We start from the raw sequence: 16500 nt of genomic DNA, 5'->3' as shown, positions 1-16500 counted from the left end.
GGTGGGCACGGCGCAAGTGCGCCTTTGCCCACCCTACGGCTCCCTCGTTAGTTCGGCATCACATAGGCATAGATCCGCCCGCGCGAGACCGGCGCTTCGCGGACGCGGTTGCCGTTGTTGCCGGAGATCATGATCGGATTGCCCTGCGCGTCGATGCCCGTGATGATGCCGACATGACCGCCTCTGCGACCGCGCGACATCACCGCGATGGCGCCGACCTGCGGACCGGAGACACGGGTGCCGTAACGCGCGAACGAGCTCGCCATGTCGGAGCCCGAGCCCTTATGGCCGGTGTGCTCCAACACCATGTTCATGAAACGCGCGCACCACAGGCTGCCGCGGCCGGTCGGATTGCCGCCGACATAGCGGCGCGCCTCGGATACGAGGTTCGATCCGCCGCCGAAGCCACCGCTATTGGCCATCGCGGTATTAGCCGTTGCGGTATTAGCCATGGCGTTATGGACCATGCCGCCGCTATTGGCGTTCGGATCATAGCTCGCCTGGGTGTCGGCGAATCCGCTAGCCCGCAACTGCGCCGCGCTGCGCTCGAAGCGCGAGCTGCGTGCATGGTGGCGGTAGTGATGATGTCTGGCGTGGTGCACGTGTGCGTGCCGCTCTGCGCTATGACGATGATGCGGCCGCGCTGAGGCCGGAGAAACGAACGCGGCAACCGCCGCGAAGAAGATCGCCAGCGCGACAACACAACGCGACAGGCGAGACGCAAACAACTCAAACATTCTTCATCCTTCGTTGACACCCCACTTCCCAATCGGCCCGTGCAACGGCCAGGATCGGTCTGGCCGTTAAGCCGCCCGATGTGGCGAGAAAAAGACGCGGGCTGCCTGCGAATAGCTGCGATGATTTTGTGCCGATACTGGCTCGAGGCTGCCGATTGCCGACAACAGCATTAACTGCAATCCTGCAAGGGCGGCTTAAAGAGAGGGAAACGGTTAATGCCCCACGCCACGACCAGGGATGACGTCCGCATTTATTTCGAAGAAGCGGGTCAGGGAACGCCGATCATTTTTCTGCACGAGTTCGCGGCCGACCACACCAATTGGGAGCCGCAGATGCGCTACTTCTCGCGCGGCCATCGCTGCATCACCTATTCGGCGCGCGGCTACACGCCGTCGGACGTGCCTGAAGGCGAGGTTTACAGCTACACGCATTTCTATAGCGATGCGCTCGCGGTGCTCGATCATCTCAGGATTGAGCGCGCGCATCTGGTCGGCCTGTCGATGGGCGCCTACTCCTCGCTCCAGATCGGGCTCAACGCGCCGCAGCGCGCGTTGTCGATGACGCTGGCCGGCGTCGGCTCCGGCTCGGAGATCGAGAATTTGGAGGCCTGGCGCAAGCAGTGCCGCGCCAATGCCGAGCAGTTCGAGACGCTGGGCTCCGCGGAGGTCGCGAAAGTGACGCGCGAGGCGCCGAGCCGGATTCCCTTCCTGGTGAAGGATGCTCGCGGCCACGCCGATTTCTACGCCGCGCTGGCGCGCCACGACGCCAAGGGGTCGGCACGCACGATGCGCGGCTTCCAGGGCCGCCGCCCCTCGATTTACACGATGACGGATGCGATCAAGCGCGCATCGACGCCGGCGCTGATCATCTGCGGCGACGAGGACGATCTATGCCTCGGACCGAGCCTGTTCCTGAAAAAGCATCTGCCTGCGGCGGGGCTGGCGATGTTTCCGAAATCCGGCCACGTGCTCAATCTCGAAGAGCCCGCGCTGTTCAACGCGAGCGTGGAGCGGTTCGTGGCGCTGGTTGAGGCCGGCCGCTGGCCAGCACGCGATCCCAGATCGCTGGCGGCGCATTAGAGCGAAGACGTCGCCAAACGCTCCGTCTTGTAGCCCGGATGGAGCGCAAGCGTAATCCGGGATTCTCGAGCGCGGCACGACCTGCCCCGGATTGCGCTCCGCTCCATCCGGGCTACGAAAAACTACTTCCCCCCGCCGCGGCTGAGCAAGAACACCGCCTGCTCGCCGAACATGTTCCAGACCCACCAGGGCAGATTCAGCGGCACCGGGCGGCCGTAGAGATCGAGCGCGACCGAGCGCTCCATCTTGACGTTGATCTCGTCGCAGAGCTGCACGAAATCCTTGATGGTGCAGAAATGGATGTTGGCGGTGTCGTACCAGGTTGCCGGCAAATTCTCGGTGCGCGGCATGTGGCCGCCGACCAGGAGCTGGAGCCGCATCTTCCAGAAGCCGAAATTCGGGAACGAGACGATGGCGCGGCGGCCGATGCGCAGCAGATTCTCCAGCACCACGCGCGGCTGCCGCGTCGCCTGCAGCGTCTGCGACAGGATCACGTAGTCGAAGGCGTCATCCGGATAATTGACGAGATCGGTGTCGGCATCACCCTGCACCACCGCAAGGCCCTTGGCGACGCAGCGATTGACGCCCTCGCGCGACAGCTCGATGCCGCGGCCGTCGATGCCGCGGGTCTCCAGCAGCTGAAGCAGATCGCCCTCGCCGCAGCCGACGTCGAGCACTTTCGAGCCCGGCTTGACCATCTCGGCGACCAGCAGATGATCGGCGCGAAACTGGCCGGACGATCCGGTCGCGACGCCGTTCAACGGCAGCACTTCCTGTACAGACATGACTAGCCGTCCCTGGTGAGCCCGCGCGCCTTGCCCGCCGATTGCAGGAAGGCGCGGGAGATGTCGAAGAATTCGGGCACGTCGAGCAGGAAGGCGTCGTGGCCGCGATCGGTCTCGATCTCGGCGAACGACACCCGCGCGCTCGACGCATTCAGCGCGTGCACCAGTGCGCGCGATTCCGAGGTCGGAAACAGCCAGTCGCTGGTGAAGGAGACCACGCAGAAGCGGGTCGCAATTCCCGCGAACGCCTTTGCGAGCACGCCGCCATGGTCGGCGGCGATGTCGAAATAATCCATCGCGCGCGTCAGATAGAGATAGGAATTGGCATCGAAACGCTCGACGAAGGACGAGCCCTGGTAGCGTAGATAGGACTCGACCTGGAAGTCGGCGTCGAACGAGAAGGTCGGCAGCTCGCGGTCCTGCATGCGCCGGCCGAATTTTCGATGCAGCGCCGCGTCCGAAAGATAGGTGATGTGCGCCGCCATCCGCGCCACCGCGAGCCCGCGATGCGGATGGATGCCGTGATCGGCATAGCCGCCGCCGTGCCAGTCGGGATCGGCCATCACGGCCTGGCGGCCGAGCTCGTGGAAGGCGATGTTCTGCGCCGAGTGCCGCGTCGCGCAGGCAATCGCCAGCGCGGAGAACACGCGGCCCGGATAGGCGGCGGTCCATTGCAGCACCTGCATGCCGCCCATCGAGCCGCCGACCACCGCAAACAGCGTGTCGACGCCGAGCCGGTCGACCAGCATCGCCTGCGCACGCACCATGTCGGGGATGGTGATGACCGGGAAATCCAGGCCCCAGACCTTGCCGGTAGCAGGATTGATCGACGCCGGCCCGGTCGAGCCCATGCAGCCGCCGATCACGTTGGAGCAGATGATGAAGTAGTGCTTGGGATCGATGGGGCGGCCAGGGCCGACCAGCGTCTCCCACCAACCGGGCTTGCCGGTGACGGGATGCACATTGGCGACATGCTGATCGCCGGTCAGCGCATGGCAGATCAGCACCGCGTTGGAGCGATCGGCGTTGAGCTCGCCATAGGTCTGGTAGGCGATCTGGAACGGGGTGAGATCGACGCCGCAATCGAGCCGCAGCGGCTGCTCGGCGCCGAAATGCGCGATCTGCGAGCTTGGATGATCCACCTCGTGCGACCGTTCGTCGGCGCTGATCGCAGGACTCGGTATCGACTTGACGCCACCCATCTGACCATCGACCTCGTTTGCGATCAAACGCGTGATCGCCACTTGCATCAGGCCATGAAAAACCCGGCCTGAACGATAGGTTCGGCCGGGATCGGAAGCGTCCCCGGCCTGTTTAGCGAGTTTTTTAACGTGGCTGCAAGCCGGCCGGCTCAAATGACCACGGAACAGGCAAAAGCTACCGTCTTGGGCGGTTTTCGTCAAGTCGCGGCCCGGATCGGCCCAATTCGTCTCTCTCGCGTCGTCCGAAAAGGACGTGATTTCTCTTTGCTTTCGCCGTCCCGACTGCCTAATCAGGACATCCCCCATCGAAACCATCGACAGCCAGACATGTCCCAACGTCCGCCCGCGCCACCATCGCTCCAGGAACTGCGCAAGGAGATCGACGCGATCGACGAGGGCATGCATCGCCTGCTGATGCAGCGCGGCGACATCATCGACCGCCTGATCCAGGTGAAGCAAACCCAGGAGGTCGGCTCGGCGTTCCGCCCCGCGCGCGAGGCCGCCATGATGCGCGAGATCGTGCAGCGCCATCGCGGCATCCTGCCGCTCGACACGGTCGAGAGCATCTGGCGCGTCATCATCTCGACGTTCACCTATGTGCAGGCGCCGTTCTCGGTGCATGCCGACATCTCGGCGAGCGAGCCGGCGATGCGCGATTCCGCGCGCTTCCATTTCGGCTTCACGGTGCCTTACGTCGCGCATTTCAGCGCGCAGGCCGCGGTCGAGGCGGTAGCGAAATCCAAGGGCGATCTGGCGCTGGTGTCGGCGACGTCCAGCCGCACGCCATGGTGGCTCTTGCTCGAAACGGAAGGCGCGCCGAAGATCATCGCGCGGATGCCCTTCGTCGAGCGCGACGATCATCCGGCGGCACTGCCGGTGTTCGCAATTTCGCGCGTCGCCGACAGCGCCCTGGTGACGGAGGTCGAGACCTTCAGCGTCCGCGTCTCCGGCTGGAACGCCGAGGTCGCGCGCGCCCTGTCGCCGCTCGCCGAGATCGTGGCGGTGCCTGATACCGCCTTCGACGGCGCGGCGCTGCTTGTCTCGGTCACGAGCGCGACCAGCATCGACAAAATCAGGGCTGCCCTGATCGAGGCGGGGGCCTCGGTGCGCTCCACGGCCCTCGTCGGCAGCCACGCAACGCGCTATACGGTGCCCCCGACCGGGGCGAAATCGTAAATCGCACGCCGCGCCCCGCCATTCTCGGAGTTCAAGATGTCCCGCCCCGTGCCGAATCCCGGCATTCTCGATATTGCGCCCTACACGCCCGGCAAGAGCCCGGTCGCCGAGCCGGGCCGCAAGGTGTTCAAGCTGTCGGCCAACGAGACTCCGTTCGGGCCCTCGCCCAAGGCAATCGAAGCCTTCAAGCACGTGGCGGACCACCTGGAAGACTATCCGGAAGGAACCTCGCGCGTGTTGCGCGAGGCGATCGGCCGCTCATTCGGGCTCGACCCGAACCGCATCATCTGCGGCGCCGGCTCCGACGAGATCCTCAATCTGCTGGCGCACACCTATCTCAGCCACGGCGACGAGGCGATCTCCACCACGCACGGCTTCCTGGTCTACCCGATCGCGACCATGGCGGTCGGCGCCAAGAATGTCGTCGCGCAGGAGACCAACCTCACCTGCGACGTCGACGCCATCCTCAAGGCGGTGACGCCGCGCACCAAGCTGGTCTGGCTCGCCAACCCCAACAATCCGACCGGCACCTATGTGCCGTTCGACGAGGTCAAGCGCCTGCGCGCCGGCCTGCCCTCGCACGTGCTGCTGGTGCTCGACGCCGCCTATTGCGACTACGTCTCGCGCAACGACTACGAGATGGGAATCGAGCTGGTCGCCACCACCGAGAATACGGTGGTGACGCACACCTTCTCCAAGATCCACGGCCTCGCCGCGCTGCGCATCGGCTGGATGTTCGGCCCCGAGCACATCATCGACGCGGTCAACCGCATCCGCGGCCCGTTCAACGTGTCGACGCCGGCAATGTATGCCGCGGTCGCCGCGATCGAGGACACCGCGCACCAGGCGATGTCGAAGCAATTCACCGAGACCTGGCGCAACTGGTTGACCGACGAGATCGGCAAGCTCGGGCTGAAGGTGACGCCGAGCGTCGCCAATTTCGTGCTGATCCACTTCCCGACCGACAGGGGCAAGACCGCTGACGATGCCGACGCCTTCCTGACCAAGCGGGGCCTGGTGCTGCGCGCACTGAAGAATTACGGCCTGCCGCATTCGCTGCGCATGACCATCGGCACCGAGGAGGCGAACCGCCTCGTCGTCGACGGCCTGCGCGATTTCGTGGCCGGCAAATGAGCAGCGCACCGCACTTCCAGCGCGTCGCGCTGATCGGTTTCGGCCTGATCGGCGGCTCGATCGCGCGCGCTGCGAAGCTCCAGGGCCTGGCGGGCGAGATCGTCACCACCGCGCGCTCGGAGAAGACCCGCGCGCGGGTGATGGAGCTCGGAATCGTCGACCAGGTCGTGGCGACCAATGCGGAAGCGGTGAAGGATGCTGATCTGGTCATCCTCTGCATTCCCGTCGGCGCCTGCGGCGAGGTCGCGCAGGAGATCGCCGCGCATCTGAAGCCCGGCGCAATCATCTCCGACGTCGGCTCGGTCAAGGGCGCCATCGTCAGGGACATGGCGCCGTATCTGCCGAAGACCGTTCATTTCGTGCCGGCACATCCCGTGGCGGGCACCGAGCATTCAGGGCCGGATTCAGGTTTCGCCGAGCTCTTCATCAATCGCTGGTGCATTCTCACCCCGCCGGAAGGCGTCGATGCGGCCGCGACCGATCGCCTGCGCGCCTTCTGGGCGGCGATGGGCGCCAAGGTCGAGGTGATGACGCCGGATCATCACGATCTCGTGCTCGCGATCACCAGCCATCTGCCGCATCTGATCGCCTACACCATCGTCGGCACCGCCGACGAACTGGCGCAGGTCACGGAGTCCGAGGTGATCAAGTTCTCCGCCGGCGGTTTCCGCGATTTCACCCGCATCGCGGCGTCCGATCCGACGATGTGGCGCGACGTCTTCCTCGCCAACAAGGAAGCCGTGCTGGAGATGCTCGGCACCTTCACCGAGGATCTAGCAAAACTCACCCGCGCCATCCGGCGCGGCGACGGCGAAGCGCTGTTCGACCATTTCACGCGCACCCGCGCCATCCGCCGCGGCATCGTCGAGATCGGACAGGATTCGGCGGCCGCGGATTTCGGCCGGCAGCATGGGCAGCTCGGCAACAAGCCGTGAGTTCGTAGCTCGGATGGCTCCAGCGCGGAGCGATCTCGATCTGCTCGCTTGACCTAGTCGATGAAGGCCGCGAGCTCATCGGGCGTCCCCGAGGGAAAGGCTTCCTTGAGAAAGTCGAGGAACGCGGATACGCGAGCGCTCAGCAACCGGCGCGAAGGGTAGAGCGCCCAGAGGACGATCTCCGGTCCGTCGACATCACCCCAGTGGACGAGCTTGCCGGCCGCCAGGTCGTGACTCACAAGCGACACAGGAAGGCGAGCGGCGCCCACGCCTGCGCGGACCGCATCGCGGACCATAACGATCGACGACAGGCGAAGCACCGGATCGGTCGAGATCCGTGAGTTTCCGATCGACGACTTCACCTCCCACGCCGAGGTCAGATCGCTCGCACCACGCACCACGGTCGGAACGGCAAGATCGTGCGCAGGGCGACTGAGGTCGGGGCTCGCGACGACGACCAGCCGATCGCGCATCAGGATTCGTCCGACAAGGGTTTCGTCGGGATCGGGATTGACGCGGATCACGAGGTCATAGCCTTCCTCGATCATGTCGACGGCGCGGTCTTCCGTCGTGACCTCGAGCCGCACCTCCGGATATTTCAGTGCGAACGCAGCGGCCAGCTTTCCCATTGCAGTTTGTGAGAAAAGCAGAGGCGCGCTGATCCGCAATCTGCCTCGCGGCTTGGCACCGCCTGAAGCGATCGCCGCCGCCGTCTCGTCGAGTTCGGCGAGCAATGTTCCCGTCCGCTCATAGAGCGCCCGCCCTTCCTCGGTGAGCTTCAGCGTGCGGCTTCCGCGCTCGAAGAGGCGCAAGCCAAGGCTGCCCTCCAGCTCGGAGACCCGGCGCGAGAGCGTCGCCTTCGGGCGGCCGGCAGCCCGGGCGGCCCGTCCGAACCCGCCGTGACGGGCGACAAGGTTGAAATCGGCGAGTGCGAGCAGATCCATACGTTCCACCAATGAGACGGTCTGTCCAAATATAGCGTCTATCGGCCCGCACGTGGGTCACTAATTTGCGGGATGTCCAGCAACCCACCTCGGAGTGAACCCATGACCATCCTCGTGACCGGCGCCACCGGCAATGTCGGCCGCCAAGTCGTTGAACAGCTCGTCAAGCGCGGCGCCGATGTTCGCGCCCTCGTCCGCGATCCTGCAAAGGCCAACCTGCCGCCGGGCGTCAACGTCGTGCAGGGCGACCTCCTGGACGTTGACGCGCTGCGCAGCGCGTTCTCGGGCGTCTCGACCCTGTTCCTGCTCAACGCCGTGGTAGCGGACGAATTCACCCAGGCGCTGATCGCCCTCAACATTGCGCGAGAAGCGGGCGTCGATCAGCTCGTCTATCTGTCGGTGATCCACAGCGATCTGTACGTGAACGTGCCGCACTTCGCGGGCAAGTTCGGCGTCGAGCGGATGATCGAGCAGATGGCCTTCAACGCCACCATCCTGCGCCCCGCCTACTTCATGAACAACGATCTCACGATCAAGGACGTGGTGAGCGGATACGGCGTCTACCCCATGCCGATCGGCGGCAAAGGACTGGCGATGATCGACGCCCGCGACATCGGTGAAATCGCGGCCATCGAGCTCGTCCGCCGCGACAAGTCCGGCGCATCACTTCCGCCCGACCGGATCAATCTCGTCGGTCCGGACACACTGACCGGCGCGAAGGCTGCCGCCATCTGGTCGGAGGTGCTGGGTCGCACGATCGCATATCCGGGTGACGATCCTGCCGGCTTCGAGAAGAACCTCAGGCAGTTCATGCCGAGCTGGATGGCCTTCGACATGCGGCTGATGAGCGAGCGCTTCCTCACCGACGGAATGACCCAATGCCGGCGACGTCGAGCGTCTGAACACTCTCCTCGGCCGTCCGCTGCGCTCCTATCGCGACTTCGTCTCCGAGATCACGGCTTCGGCCTGACGGCAGCGGCATCAGCCACGAGCCCGCGAGTTGCTCGCGGAAGGCAAGCTCTGATCGTCACAACGAACATGAACCAGGGGGCGGCCTCCACGGAGACGTCCCGCATTCCGAGGTCACGACCATGCAAGACTCCGAAACCGACAACATCCGGACTGTCCCACCGAAGATACTGATCCTTGGCGCGACCGGCGCCACCGGCCGCCTGATCGTCAACCAGGCGGTGGCGCGAGGGTACGACGTCGCGGCGCTCGTGCGTTCTGGCGAGAAAGCGCGTGATCTGAAGGGTGCCAATCTCATCATCGGCGATGCCCGCGACGAGATCGCCTTGCGTCAGGCACTCAAGAGCCGTGACGCCGTTGTCAGCGCACTCGGCACACCGGCGAGCCCGTTCCGCGAGGTGACGCTGCTCTCGGCGGCGACACGCATGCTTGTGAATGCGATGAAGGCGCAACAAATCTCGCGCCTCGTCTGCATCACCGGAATTGGCGCAGGTGATAGCGCCGGCCATGGCGGGTTTGTTTTCGACAATCTGATTTTCCCGCTGCTCTTGCGCAAGGTGTATGCCGACAAAAACCGCCAGGAGGCCATCGTCAGAGACAGTGGGCTCGACTGGGTTCTCGTTCGGCCCTCAGTCCTGAACGACAAGCCCGGCCGCGGCTCGGTCCGAGCCCTGACGGATCTCTCCGACTTCCGTGGAGGAAGCATATCGCGACAAGACGTTGCAACCTTCGTCCTGGATCAACTGCGCGCCGATGCCTGGCTGCATCGTGCGCCGTTGATCACGTGGTGAACTCAGCCCACGCTCTAATACAGCGGCGGGATCTGGCCGACCTTGACCGGGCCGAGCAGCACGGCGCCGTCGACGAACTTCAGCGGGAAGCTTCTCGCCTTCTTGCCTTCCAGCGTGCTCTCGGTGCCGATCGAATTGATGCCGGCGGCAACGCCGGCATTGGCGTTCTGCTTGATGACCTTGCCGAGGCCGGGAACGGCGCGATCGAGCGCGCCGAACAGATTGTTGAGGTCCTGGGACTTCATGCCGGGCGCGACGCGATCGAGCGTGGCCTGCGGCACGCCCTCCTCCAGCATCTTCTCGATGCCGAGCGCCGGGATCACGCGCTCGAGGCCCGTCACGGTCATCTGCAATTCGCCGTCGAGCCGGCCGCTGGCGGAGAGGCCGAGCGTGCCGGCCGCAACCGCGATCATCTCACCCTGCTGGATCCGCGACTGCACGATCTCGATATGACCGCCGGCGGCCTGGATCTCGCGGAAGCGCTGCGGCCAGGGCTTTGGCGTCAAGTCGGATAGGCCCGTGATCTTGGCGCGCGTGTCCGCCTCGAACGGCTCGGCGAGCAAGGGATGAACGCCCTGGATGCTGCCCTGCGCGACATGGAGCACGGTCTCGATAACGGGGTGTTCGGCCGGCGAGCCGTCCGCGAGGCGGCCAAGCAGCTCGAGCTGCTTGGCGCGCGCGAGCGGCACCTGCATGCTTCCGTCGAGCCTGTTGATGGTGGGATCGTCGAACACGAGGGAGGCGCGGTCCGGCACCGAGGGCAGGCCGACCACGCTGCTGCGGCCCTTGCTCCAGTTCACCACGAAGGTGTTTTGCGTGACGCCGTCGGTCAGTGTCGCCGGCGCGGAGAATTCGGCGATGACGAGCTTGGGATCGTACACCTGCGCAACGACCAGGATGTTGTCGAGCTTGGCCGTGAACGGGGTCTTGCTGGCATTCTGCGAGACCAGGGCGACGCTGGCGCCGGAGCACTGGACCTCGAAGCGGAACGGGAAGCCGGCGATCGAGCGCTTGGCGCAATCATAGATGCGGCCGGACTTGGCCTCCTGCGCCCGCCAGGCGTCTGCGGCAATTTCGGCCTGCGAAGCCGCGTAGAACCAGAAGCAGCTCCAGGCGACGGCGAGGATCAGGACGAGGACGGGGGCGATGAAAAGGCCCCAACGGGAGCGGCGGCGGCCTGCGGCAACGGTCATATTGGACATGCGGCGACCCTTTGGCCCCAGATTTTGGCAAATGTAAGCGAGGCAAGCCCCCGACGAAAGGCGGAGAATTCGCTTCTTTTGGGGGCGCGGTTCTGGTAGCCGTGCCCGAAATGTCCGAAATCACCCTCCCCTCCGTCACGACAGCCACGGGCGACCTCTGGGTGTTCGGCTACGGCTCGCTGATCTGGCGTCCGGGCTTCGATTTCGAGGAGCGCGTCCCGGCGCGGCTGGTCGGCGAGCACCGGGCGCTCTGCGTCTATTCCTTCGTCCATCGCGGCACGCCGGAGAAGCCCGGCCTGGTGCTCGGGCTCGACCGCGGCGGCGCCTGCCGCGGCATCGCCTTCCGCGTCGCCGAGAAGAACCGCACTGAGGTCGTCGCTTACTTGCGGGCACGCGAGCAGGTTACCTCGGTCTATCGCGAGGTGATGCGCTCGGTGTGGCTGGAGAACGATGCGCGCCAGCGCGTCTCCGCGCTCGCCTATGTCGTCGACCGCGGCCATGTGCAATATGCCGGGCGTCTGTCGCTTGTCGAGCAGCACCGCCATGTCGTTCAGGGCCACGGCCAGTCCGGCGCCAATCGCGACTATGTCACCGCGACGGTGAAGGCGATCGAGGCCGAAGGTTTTCGCGATACGCAATTGCACCAGCTTGCGACCATGCTGCATGGGGAGGCGCATTCCCTGCACCCGCCGGCTCCCGACGATCGAGAGATCCGCTAGTTCTCCGACGGCGCGTAACTCGGCGAGGCGCCGATCAATTGCTCCTGCTCCTTGCGGCCGGTTTCGACGAGGCGGCTCGTTGCCTCTTCGATGGCCGTTTGCACACGGGAGAGAAACTCATCCTTCGGCAGGCCTGATGGCAACGGATCGAGGAATTCCACCACGAGCGTGCCGGGATAGCGCATGAAGGTGCGCCGCGGCCAGAACAGGCCGGAGTTGAGCGCGATCGGCAGACACGGCACACCGCAGGACGAATAGATCTGCGCAAAGCCGGTCTTGTAGTCGGGCGGCGCGCCCGGCGCGCGGCGCGTGCCTTCCGGAAAGATGACAAGCTGCCTGCCCGAGCGCACCGCCTCGCGCGCCCGCCGCGTCATGTCCAAGAGCGCCTTCACGCCGGCCTTGCGGTCGATCGCGATCATCCCGGTCTTGACCAGAAACTGGCCGAACACCGGGATCTGCATGAGCTGACGCTTGAGGATGAAGATCGGACGATTGAAGAAACCGGGCAGAACGAACGTCTCCCAGAACGACTGATGCTTCGCCACGATCACCAGCGGCCCCTGCGGGATGTTCTCGACACCGCGGAATTCGACCTTGATGTTGCAGACCACGCGCATCAGGACCACCGTCGCCTTAGCCCACCATTGCGCGACCGTCAGCATGGCGCGCGGCGGCAATGCGAAGGTCGGCAGCGCCACGATCGCGAGGCAGACCAGCACGGCGTAGAACAGCACGTTGAACACGAGCGAGCGCAGGAAAATCAGGAACATCGACGATCCGATTAATTTGCCGATCAATTGGCCTGTCAATTGGCTTGGGCGGTGGCGGGCCGCCTTGGCTGCTGACCTGCAGGCTGCTCCGACATCTCGGGCGAAAGGTCAATCCCGAAATCCTCCAGCCGCACCCTGAGCTCGGCCGCGACGTACTTGACATATTCCGACAGCAGCAGCCGCAAGGTGGACGCCGAGGTCCACCACGGCTCCTCGCGCCATTTGTCGCCGACCACTGCGAATGGGATCAACGTCGTCTGCGGCATCGCATGCGAGAATTCCACCAGCGCACGCGGCATGTGATAATTCGAGGTGACCACGATCAGCGACTTGAACCGGCGGCCGTCGGCCCAGCGCCGCGCCTCCGCCGCATTGCCGCGGGTCGAGAGCGCGGTGCGGTCGAGATCGACACAACAGGTCATGAAGGACTGGTTCTCCGGCAACGTCCGGGAGATGTCGCTCGCCGTCGAGGTCGGGTGCACACCGGAGATCAGGAGCCGCCTGCCGTAGCCGGCAGCGAGCAGCTCCATGGCATCGGACACCCGCGAGGAGCCGCCGGTCAGGACCACGATGCCGTCTGCCTTGCGGCTTGGGGCGATCTCGGCGCCGCGCAATTGCGACAGGAACGCGATGAAGCCCGCCGCCGCGCCGACGAAGGCGAGCGCAATCGTCGACACCACGGCCGCGCGCAGCCAGCCGCGCGGCAGGTTCGGCGATCGATCGTCGGTCGGCGAGGTCATATGATGTCGGTGATCCCTTCCCTGAGGTGATTTTAAAAGGTTTTGAGGCGAAGTGGAGTCCGGTTTCTTCGCCCTCTCCTGCGGGAGAACGGAAGAAAGAACTCAATCCACATCGTTCAACGTCGCAAACAGGGTCTGGCGTGAGGCCACCGCGGTGATGGCGCCGATCAGCACGGCCTGGGCCGCGAGCACGATGTAGCCGGACGGCCGCAGCGAGAAGGTGCCGAGCAGCGCCGCGAACTGGTCGCCGACGGGGGTACCGGAAAACCAGCCGGCGATCGACTCGGAGAAGCCGAACACCAGCATGGCGGCGCCGCCGCCGATCACGCCGCCCTCGAGGCCGAGCCTCAGGAAATGACGCAGGAAGTGATTGGCGATGTAGCGGTCGCCGGCGCCGACGAAATGCAGCACCTCGACGATCGGACGGTTCGCCGCCATGGCGCCACGGGTCGCGAACGAGACCGAGATGATGGTGGCGATGATGACCAGCGCGAGGATGCCGAGGCCGGCGAGCACGGTGGCGTTGGTCATCGAGCGCATCCGCTCGATCCAGGCGCGGTGATCGTCGACGCTGGCACTTGGCGCGACCTGGGTCACGCGCGCGCGCAAGGCGCCGAGATCGAGCAGCGTGCCGGGTTGCACACGCGCGATGATCATGCGCGGCACCGGCAGGTCGTCCATCGACAGCCCGGTGCCGAGCCAGGGCTCGAGCAGCTTGGCGCTCTCCTCCCGGGTGAACGGCTTGACCTCGACGACGCCGGCTTGCGCGCGCATCGCCTCCGTCACCGCCGCGGTGTCGCGTTCGAGATCGCGGCCGGCCTGCGGGCGAACCTGGATGGTGATTTCGCTGGCGACGTCCGACTGCCATTCCGCGGCGGAGGCGCTCACCAATAGCACCGTGCCCGTGGTCATCGACGCCAGGAAGGTCATGATGGCGACGACGGCGACCAGCGCGCGGCCCTGGATCGAGGCGCGCGGCACGATCGGCGACATGTTGCGCGCGTTGGCCGGAAGCTGCGGACGCTCCTGTCCGAGGTCGACCAACACGCCGCGCTCGTCGGTCCTACTCATAGACGTGCAACCGTCCCTGGTGCAGCACCAGCCGCCGGGCCTCGTACTGGTCCATCAGGCCGATGTCGTGGGTCGCGATGATGACGGCGGTGCCTGATTTGTTGAGTTCGATGAAAAGCCGCAGCAGGCGGCGTCCGAGCGTCGGGTCGACGCTGCCGGTCGGCTCGTCCGCGAGCAGCAGTTGCGGGCGCGAGATCACGGCGCGCGCGATCGCCGCGCGCTGCTTCTCGCCGCCCGACAGGATCGGCGGCAGCGCGTCCATGCGGTCGCCGAGCCCGACCCAGCGCAGCAAGTCGATCACCTCCTTGCGGTAGCTCGACTCGCTGCGGCCCATGACGCGGAACGGCAGCGCGACGTTCTCATAGGTCGTCATGTGATCGAGCAGGCGGAAATCCTGGAGCACGATGCCGATGCGCTTGCGCAGATCGGCGATCTCGTCCTTGCCGAGACGCGAGATGTCGTGGCCGAAAAGATTGACCAGGCCCCGCGTCGGTCGGTGCGACAGGAACAACAGGCGCAGCAGCGAGGTCTTGCCGGCACCCGAGGGGCCGGTGAGAAACTGGAACGAATGCGCCGGGATCTGGAAGCTGAGGTCGCGCAGGATCTCCGGCCCCAGACCGTAACGCAATCCGACATTTTCGAACCGAACCAAGCTCAGCTCCGTTCGAGAGGGGGCGCGGGTCGCACTGCTGCGCTCCGCCATACGCGACCAACGGGTTTTGCCGCCGTTATGGTTTCCGGTTCGTTAACGGTCGCGCTGTAGCATACATCGTAGCATCCTTGCCGCGCGGCTCTCCCCGACGCGGTCATCGTCAAGGCTCGTCCATGCATATCGTCTGCCCCCATTGTATGACATCCTACGCCATCAAGCTCGCGAGCCTTGGGGCGAACGGACGGGCGGTCCGCTGTTCCCGCTGCAAGGAGACCTGGATCGCCCATGCCGAGGATGCCATCGAGGAGGCATCCGTCCCGGCCATGGCCGCGGCCAGCCAGGCCGACGACCAGACCGACCTCGCCGAGCAATGGAACTCCTATGCCAAGGACGACGGCGCCACCGATGCGCCCGTCGTCGACAGCCCCTCGATCGCCAGCGACTGGCCCGATGAAGAGGCCTCCAAGGAAATCGAGGACGAGTGGTCCGCGGCGGCCCGGGAGGCCGAGGAGGAGGTCGTCGGCGCGCAGCACCAGTCCTGGTTCCGCGGTCTGTTCGGTCGCCGCGGCGCGCGGGTGAGCCGTCCAGTTGCCACCGCGTCGCCCAAAAAATCCCATTTCGGCCTGCCGACCGCCTGCGCTGCCATGGGCGCGCTGGTGCTGGCGCTGGTGATCTGGCGCGGCGACATGGTGCGGCTACTGCCGCAGACCGCCGCTTTCTACAAGATGGTCGGGCTTGAGGTGAACCTGCGGGGCCTCGCCTTCAAGGACGTGAAGCTGTCCAGCGAGACCGTGGACGGTAAGCAGGTGCTGGTGATCGAGGGTGTGATCGTCGGCGAGGGCAAGAAGCCGCTCGACATTCCGCGGCTGCGCTTTGCCGTGCGCGACGCGCAAGGCGCGGAGATCTACGCCTGGAATACGGTGCTGGAGCAGACCGTGCTGCGGCCCGGCGAGCGCGCCTTCTTCCGCTCCCGCCTGGCCTCGCCGCCGCCCGAAGGCCGCAATATCGACATTCGCTTCTTCAACCGGCGCGACATTGCCGGCGGCAGCGTATAATCGCGCCGCACGGTACCGAGGTTGGTCCGAAAGTTTGGTCTCATGCCGAAGATCTTGATCGCCGATGACGAAGATTCGATGCGCACGCTGGTGGCGCGCGCCATCGCCATGGACGGGCACGAAACGGTCACCGCGCAGGACGGCGCCGAGGCGCTGGAGATCCTGACCCGCGAGGACGGCGCCTTCGACCTTCTGCTCACCGACATCCAGATGCCCGTGATGGACGGCATCGCGCTGGCGCTCTCCGCCGCGCGCGATTTTCCCGATTTGACCATCTTGCTGATGACCGGCTTTGCCGACCAGCGCGAGCGCGCCTCGAACCTCAATGCGCTGGTGCACGACGTCGTGACAAAACCGTTCTCGGTCGCCGACATCCGCACCGCCGTGGCGGATGCGCTGGCGGCGAAGAAGGGGTGACGCGAAGCTGCCGTCCTACACTCCGCTGTCATGCCCCGGCTTGATGTTTAGCCCGGACAGATCACTGACGGGTGTTCGGAGACATAGCTGACACATCAACATTGGCTGGATTGGTCCGATT

General features: G+C 65.4%; 17 protein-coding genes, 1 pseudogene and 1 riboswitch. Of the genes and pseudogenes, 9 read left to right on the top strand and 9 right to left on the bottom strand.

Annotated elements, in window-relative coordinates; all coding sequences use genetic code 11:
• Positions 1-47 precede the first annotated feature (47 nt).
• Positions 48-737, bottom strand: a complete 690-nt coding sequence (locus RAD10_RS28410; RefSeq protein WP_461620094.1) for an NlpC/P60 family protein — start codon at positions 735-737, stop codon at positions 48-50.
• 216 nt (positions 738-953) lie between these two features.
• On the opposite strand from RAD10_RS28410, the gene RAD10_RS28405 reads away from it, so the two are divergent.
• Complete coding sequence (locus RAD10_RS28405) at positions 954-1817, top strand: alpha/beta fold hydrolase (protein WP_461620093.1); 864 nt, start codon at positions 954-956, stop codon at positions 1815-1817.
• 122 nt (positions 1818-1939) lie between these two features.
• On the opposite strand, the gene metW is transcribed toward RAD10_RS28405, so the two are convergent.
• Together metW and metX are read right to left on the bottom strand one after the other, a co-directional pair.
• Positions 1940-2602, bottom strand: coding sequence for a methionine biosynthesis protein MetW (gene metW / locus RAD10_RS28400; RefSeq protein WP_091960292.1), 663 nt, complete (start codon positions 2600-2602; stop codon positions 1940-1942).
• Between the two features lie 2 nt (positions 2603-2604).
• Complete coding sequence (gene metX / locus RAD10_RS28395) at positions 2605-3804, bottom strand: homoserine O-acetyltransferase MetX (protein ID WP_461620229.1); 1200 nt, start codon at positions 3802-3804, stop codon at positions 2605-2607.
• Positions 3805-3895: 91 nt separating this feature from the next.
• Positions 3896-3975: riboswitch (SAM riboswitch) on the bottom strand.
• Between the two features lie 156 nt (positions 3976-4131).
• Between metX and RAD10_RS28390 the strand changes: the two genes are divergently transcribed.
• The 3 genes from RAD10_RS28390 to RAD10_RS28380 are packed head-to-tail and all read left to right on the top strand — an operon-like array spanning position 4132 to position 7049.
• Entirely contained in the window at positions 4132-4980 is an 849-nt protein-coding gene (locus RAD10_RS28390; RefSeq protein WP_091960290.1) for a chorismate mutase, read from the top strand.
• 36 nt (positions 4981-5016) lie between these two features.
• Positions 5017-6114 (top strand): histidinol-phosphate transaminase, encoded by a 1098-nt coding sequence (gene hisC / locus RAD10_RS28385; RefSeq protein ID WP_461620092.1) that lies wholly within the window; start codon positions 5017-5019, stop codon positions 6112-6114.
• Positions 6111-7049 (top strand): prephenate/arogenate dehydrogenase family protein, encoded by a 939-nt coding sequence (locus tag RAD10_RS28380; RefSeq protein WP_461620091.1) that lies wholly within the window; start codon positions 6111-6113, stop codon positions 7047-7049. The genes hisC and RAD10_RS28380 overlap by 4 nt, the downstream gene beginning before the upstream one ends.
• A gap of 53 nt (positions 7050-7102) precedes the next feature.
• Here the strand turns inward: RAD10_RS28380 and RAD10_RS28375 are convergent, their stop codons facing one another.
• On the bottom strand, positions 7103-7993 hold the full coding sequence (locus RAD10_RS28375; protein WP_461620090.1) for a LysR family transcriptional regulator: 891 nt from the start codon (positions 7991-7993) through the stop codon (positions 7103-7105).
• 102 nt (positions 7994-8095) lie between these two features.
• Here RAD10_RS28375 and RAD10_RS28370 point away from each other — a divergent pair.
• Both RAD10_RS28370 and RAD10_RS28365 read left to right on the top strand, forming a co-directional pair.
• A pseudogene (locus RAD10_RS28370) lies at positions 8096-8963 on the top strand (SDR family oxidoreductase).
• Positions 8964-9084: 121 nt separating this feature from the next.
• Positions 9085-9753, top strand: coding sequence for an NAD(P)-dependent oxidoreductase (locus RAD10_RS28365; RefSeq protein WP_461620089.1), 669 nt, complete (start codon positions 9085-9087; stop codon positions 9751-9753).
• A gap of 14 nt (positions 9754-9767) precedes the next feature.
• On the opposite strand, the gene RAD10_RS28360 is transcribed toward RAD10_RS28365, so the two are convergent.
• Complete coding sequence (locus tag RAD10_RS28360; protein WP_461620088.1) at positions 9768-10955, bottom strand: DUF2125 domain-containing protein; 1188 nt, start codon at positions 10953-10955, stop codon at positions 9768-9770.
• Positions 10956-11065: 110 nt separating this feature from the next.
• Here RAD10_RS28360 and RAD10_RS28355 point away from each other — a divergent pair, with 110 nt between their 5' ends.
• On the top strand, positions 11066-11674 hold the full coding sequence (locus tag RAD10_RS28355) for a gamma-glutamylcyclotransferase (protein WP_461620087.1): 609 nt from the start codon (positions 11066-11068) through the stop codon (positions 11672-11674).
• On the opposite strand, the gene RAD10_RS28350 is transcribed toward RAD10_RS28355, so the two are convergent.
• The 4 genes from RAD10_RS28350 to ftsE form a co-directional block, all read right to left on the bottom strand.
• Positions 11671-12444 carry a lysophospholipid acyltransferase family protein gene (locus tag RAD10_RS28350; RefSeq protein ID WP_461620086.1) on the bottom strand — a complete coding sequence of 258 codons (774 nt, stop codon included), beginning with the start codon at positions 12442-12444 and terminating at the stop codon, positions 11671-11673. The two genes, RAD10_RS28355 and RAD10_RS28350, sit on opposite strands and share 4 nt — an antisense overlap.
• Before the next feature lie 35 nt (positions 12445-12479).
• A complete protein-coding gene (locus tag RAD10_RS28345) occupies positions 12480-13184 on the bottom strand; it encodes a YdcF family protein (RefSeq protein ID WP_461620085.1) in 705 nt (234 codons plus the stop codon).
• 102 nt (positions 13185-13286) lie between these two features.
• Positions 13287-14255, bottom strand: coding sequence for a cell division protein FtsX (locus RAD10_RS28340; RefSeq protein WP_461620084.1), 969 nt, complete (start codon positions 14253-14255; stop codon positions 13287-13289).
• The gene (gene ftsE / locus RAD10_RS28335) at positions 14248-14907 is read right to left on the bottom strand and encodes a cell division ATP-binding protein FtsE (RefSeq protein WP_020508614.1); all 660 of its coding nucleotides are present in this window, start codon (positions 14905-14907) and stop codon (positions 14248-14250) included. Before ftsE ends, RAD10_RS28340 begins: the two co-directional genes overlap by 8 nt.
• Positions 14908-15080: 173 nt before the next feature.
• Here ftsE and RAD10_RS28330 point away from each other — a divergent pair, with 173 nt between their 5' ends.
• Both RAD10_RS28330 and RAD10_RS28325 read left to right on the top strand, forming a co-directional pair.
• The gene (locus tag RAD10_RS28330; RefSeq protein WP_461620083.1) at positions 15081-15962 is read left to right on the top strand and encodes an MJ0042-type zinc finger domain-containing protein; all 882 of its coding nucleotides are present in this window, start codon (positions 15081-15083) and stop codon (positions 15960-15962) included.
• A gap of 42 nt (positions 15963-16004) precedes the next feature.
• Positions 16005-16379: a response regulator gene (locus tag RAD10_RS28325; RefSeq protein ID WP_025033579.1), complete on the top strand. Its 375-nt coding sequence runs from the start codon at positions 16005-16007 to the stop codon at positions 16377-16379.
• Positions 16380-16500 lie beyond the last annotated feature (121 nt).

It is taken from the genome of Bradyrhizobium sp. 23AC (assembly GCF_054863025.1).
Note: the sequence above shows the minus strand (reverse complement) of the source record. Positions and strands in the feature narration are given on the sequence as shown.

Coding starts and splice junctions, on each gene's coding strand:
- RAD10_RS28410 (WP_461620094.1), bottom strand. CDS start 737: ATGTTTGAGTTGTTTGCGTCTCGCCTGTCGCGTTGTGTTGTCGCGCTG.
- RAD10_RS28405 (WP_461620093.1), top strand. CDS start 954: ATGCCCCACGCCACGACCAGGGATGACGTCCGCATTTATTTCGAAGAA.
- metW (WP_091960292.1), bottom strand. CDS start 2,602: ATGTCTGTACAGGAAGTGCTGCCGTTGAACGGCGTCGCGACCGGATCG.
- metX (WP_461620229.1), bottom strand. CDS start 3,804: ATGGGTGGCGTCAAGTCGATACCGAGTCCTGCGATCAGCGCCGACGAA.
- RAD10_RS28390 (WP_091960290.1), top strand. CDS start 4,132: ATGTCCCAACGTCCGCCCGCGCCACCATCGCTCCAGGAACTGCGCAAG.
- hisC (WP_461620092.1), top strand. CDS start 5,017: ATGTCCCGCCCCGTGCCGAATCCCGGCATTCTCGATATTGCGCCCTAC.
- RAD10_RS28380 (WP_461620091.1), top strand. CDS start 6,111: ATGAGCAGCGCACCGCACTTCCAGCGCGTCGCGCTGATCGGTTTCGGC.
- RAD10_RS28375 (WP_461620090.1), bottom strand. CDS start 7,993: ATGGATCTGCTCGCACTCGCCGATTTCAACCTTGTCGCCCGTCACGGC.
- RAD10_RS28365 (WP_461620089.1), top strand. CDS start 9,085: ATGCAAGACTCCGAAACCGACAACATCCGGACTGTCCCACCGAAGATA.
- RAD10_RS28360 (WP_461620088.1), bottom strand. CDS start 10,955: ATGTCCAATATGACCGTTGCCGCAGGCCGCCGCCGCTCCCGTTGGGGC.
- RAD10_RS28355 (WP_461620087.1), top strand. CDS start 11,066: ATGTCCGAAATCACCCTCCCCTCCGTCACGACAGCCACGGGCGACCTC.
- RAD10_RS28350 (WP_461620086.1), bottom strand. CDS start 12,444: ATGTTCCTGATTTTCCTGCGCTCGCTCGTGTTCAACGTGCTGTTCTAC.
- RAD10_RS28345 (WP_461620085.1), bottom strand. CDS start 13,184: ATGACCTCGCCGACCGACGATCGATCGCCGAACCTGCCGCGCGGCTGG.
- RAD10_RS28340 (WP_461620084.1), bottom strand. CDS start 14,255: ATGAGTAGGACCGACGAGCGCGGCGTGTTGGTCGACCTCGGACAGGAG.
- RAD10_RS28330 (WP_461620083.1), top strand. CDS start 15,081: ATGCATATCGTCTGCCCCCATTGTATGACATCCTACGCCATCAAGCTC.
- RAD10_RS28325 (WP_025033579.1), top strand. CDS start 16,005: ATGCCGAAGATCTTGATCGCCGATGACGAAGATTCGATGCGCACGCTG.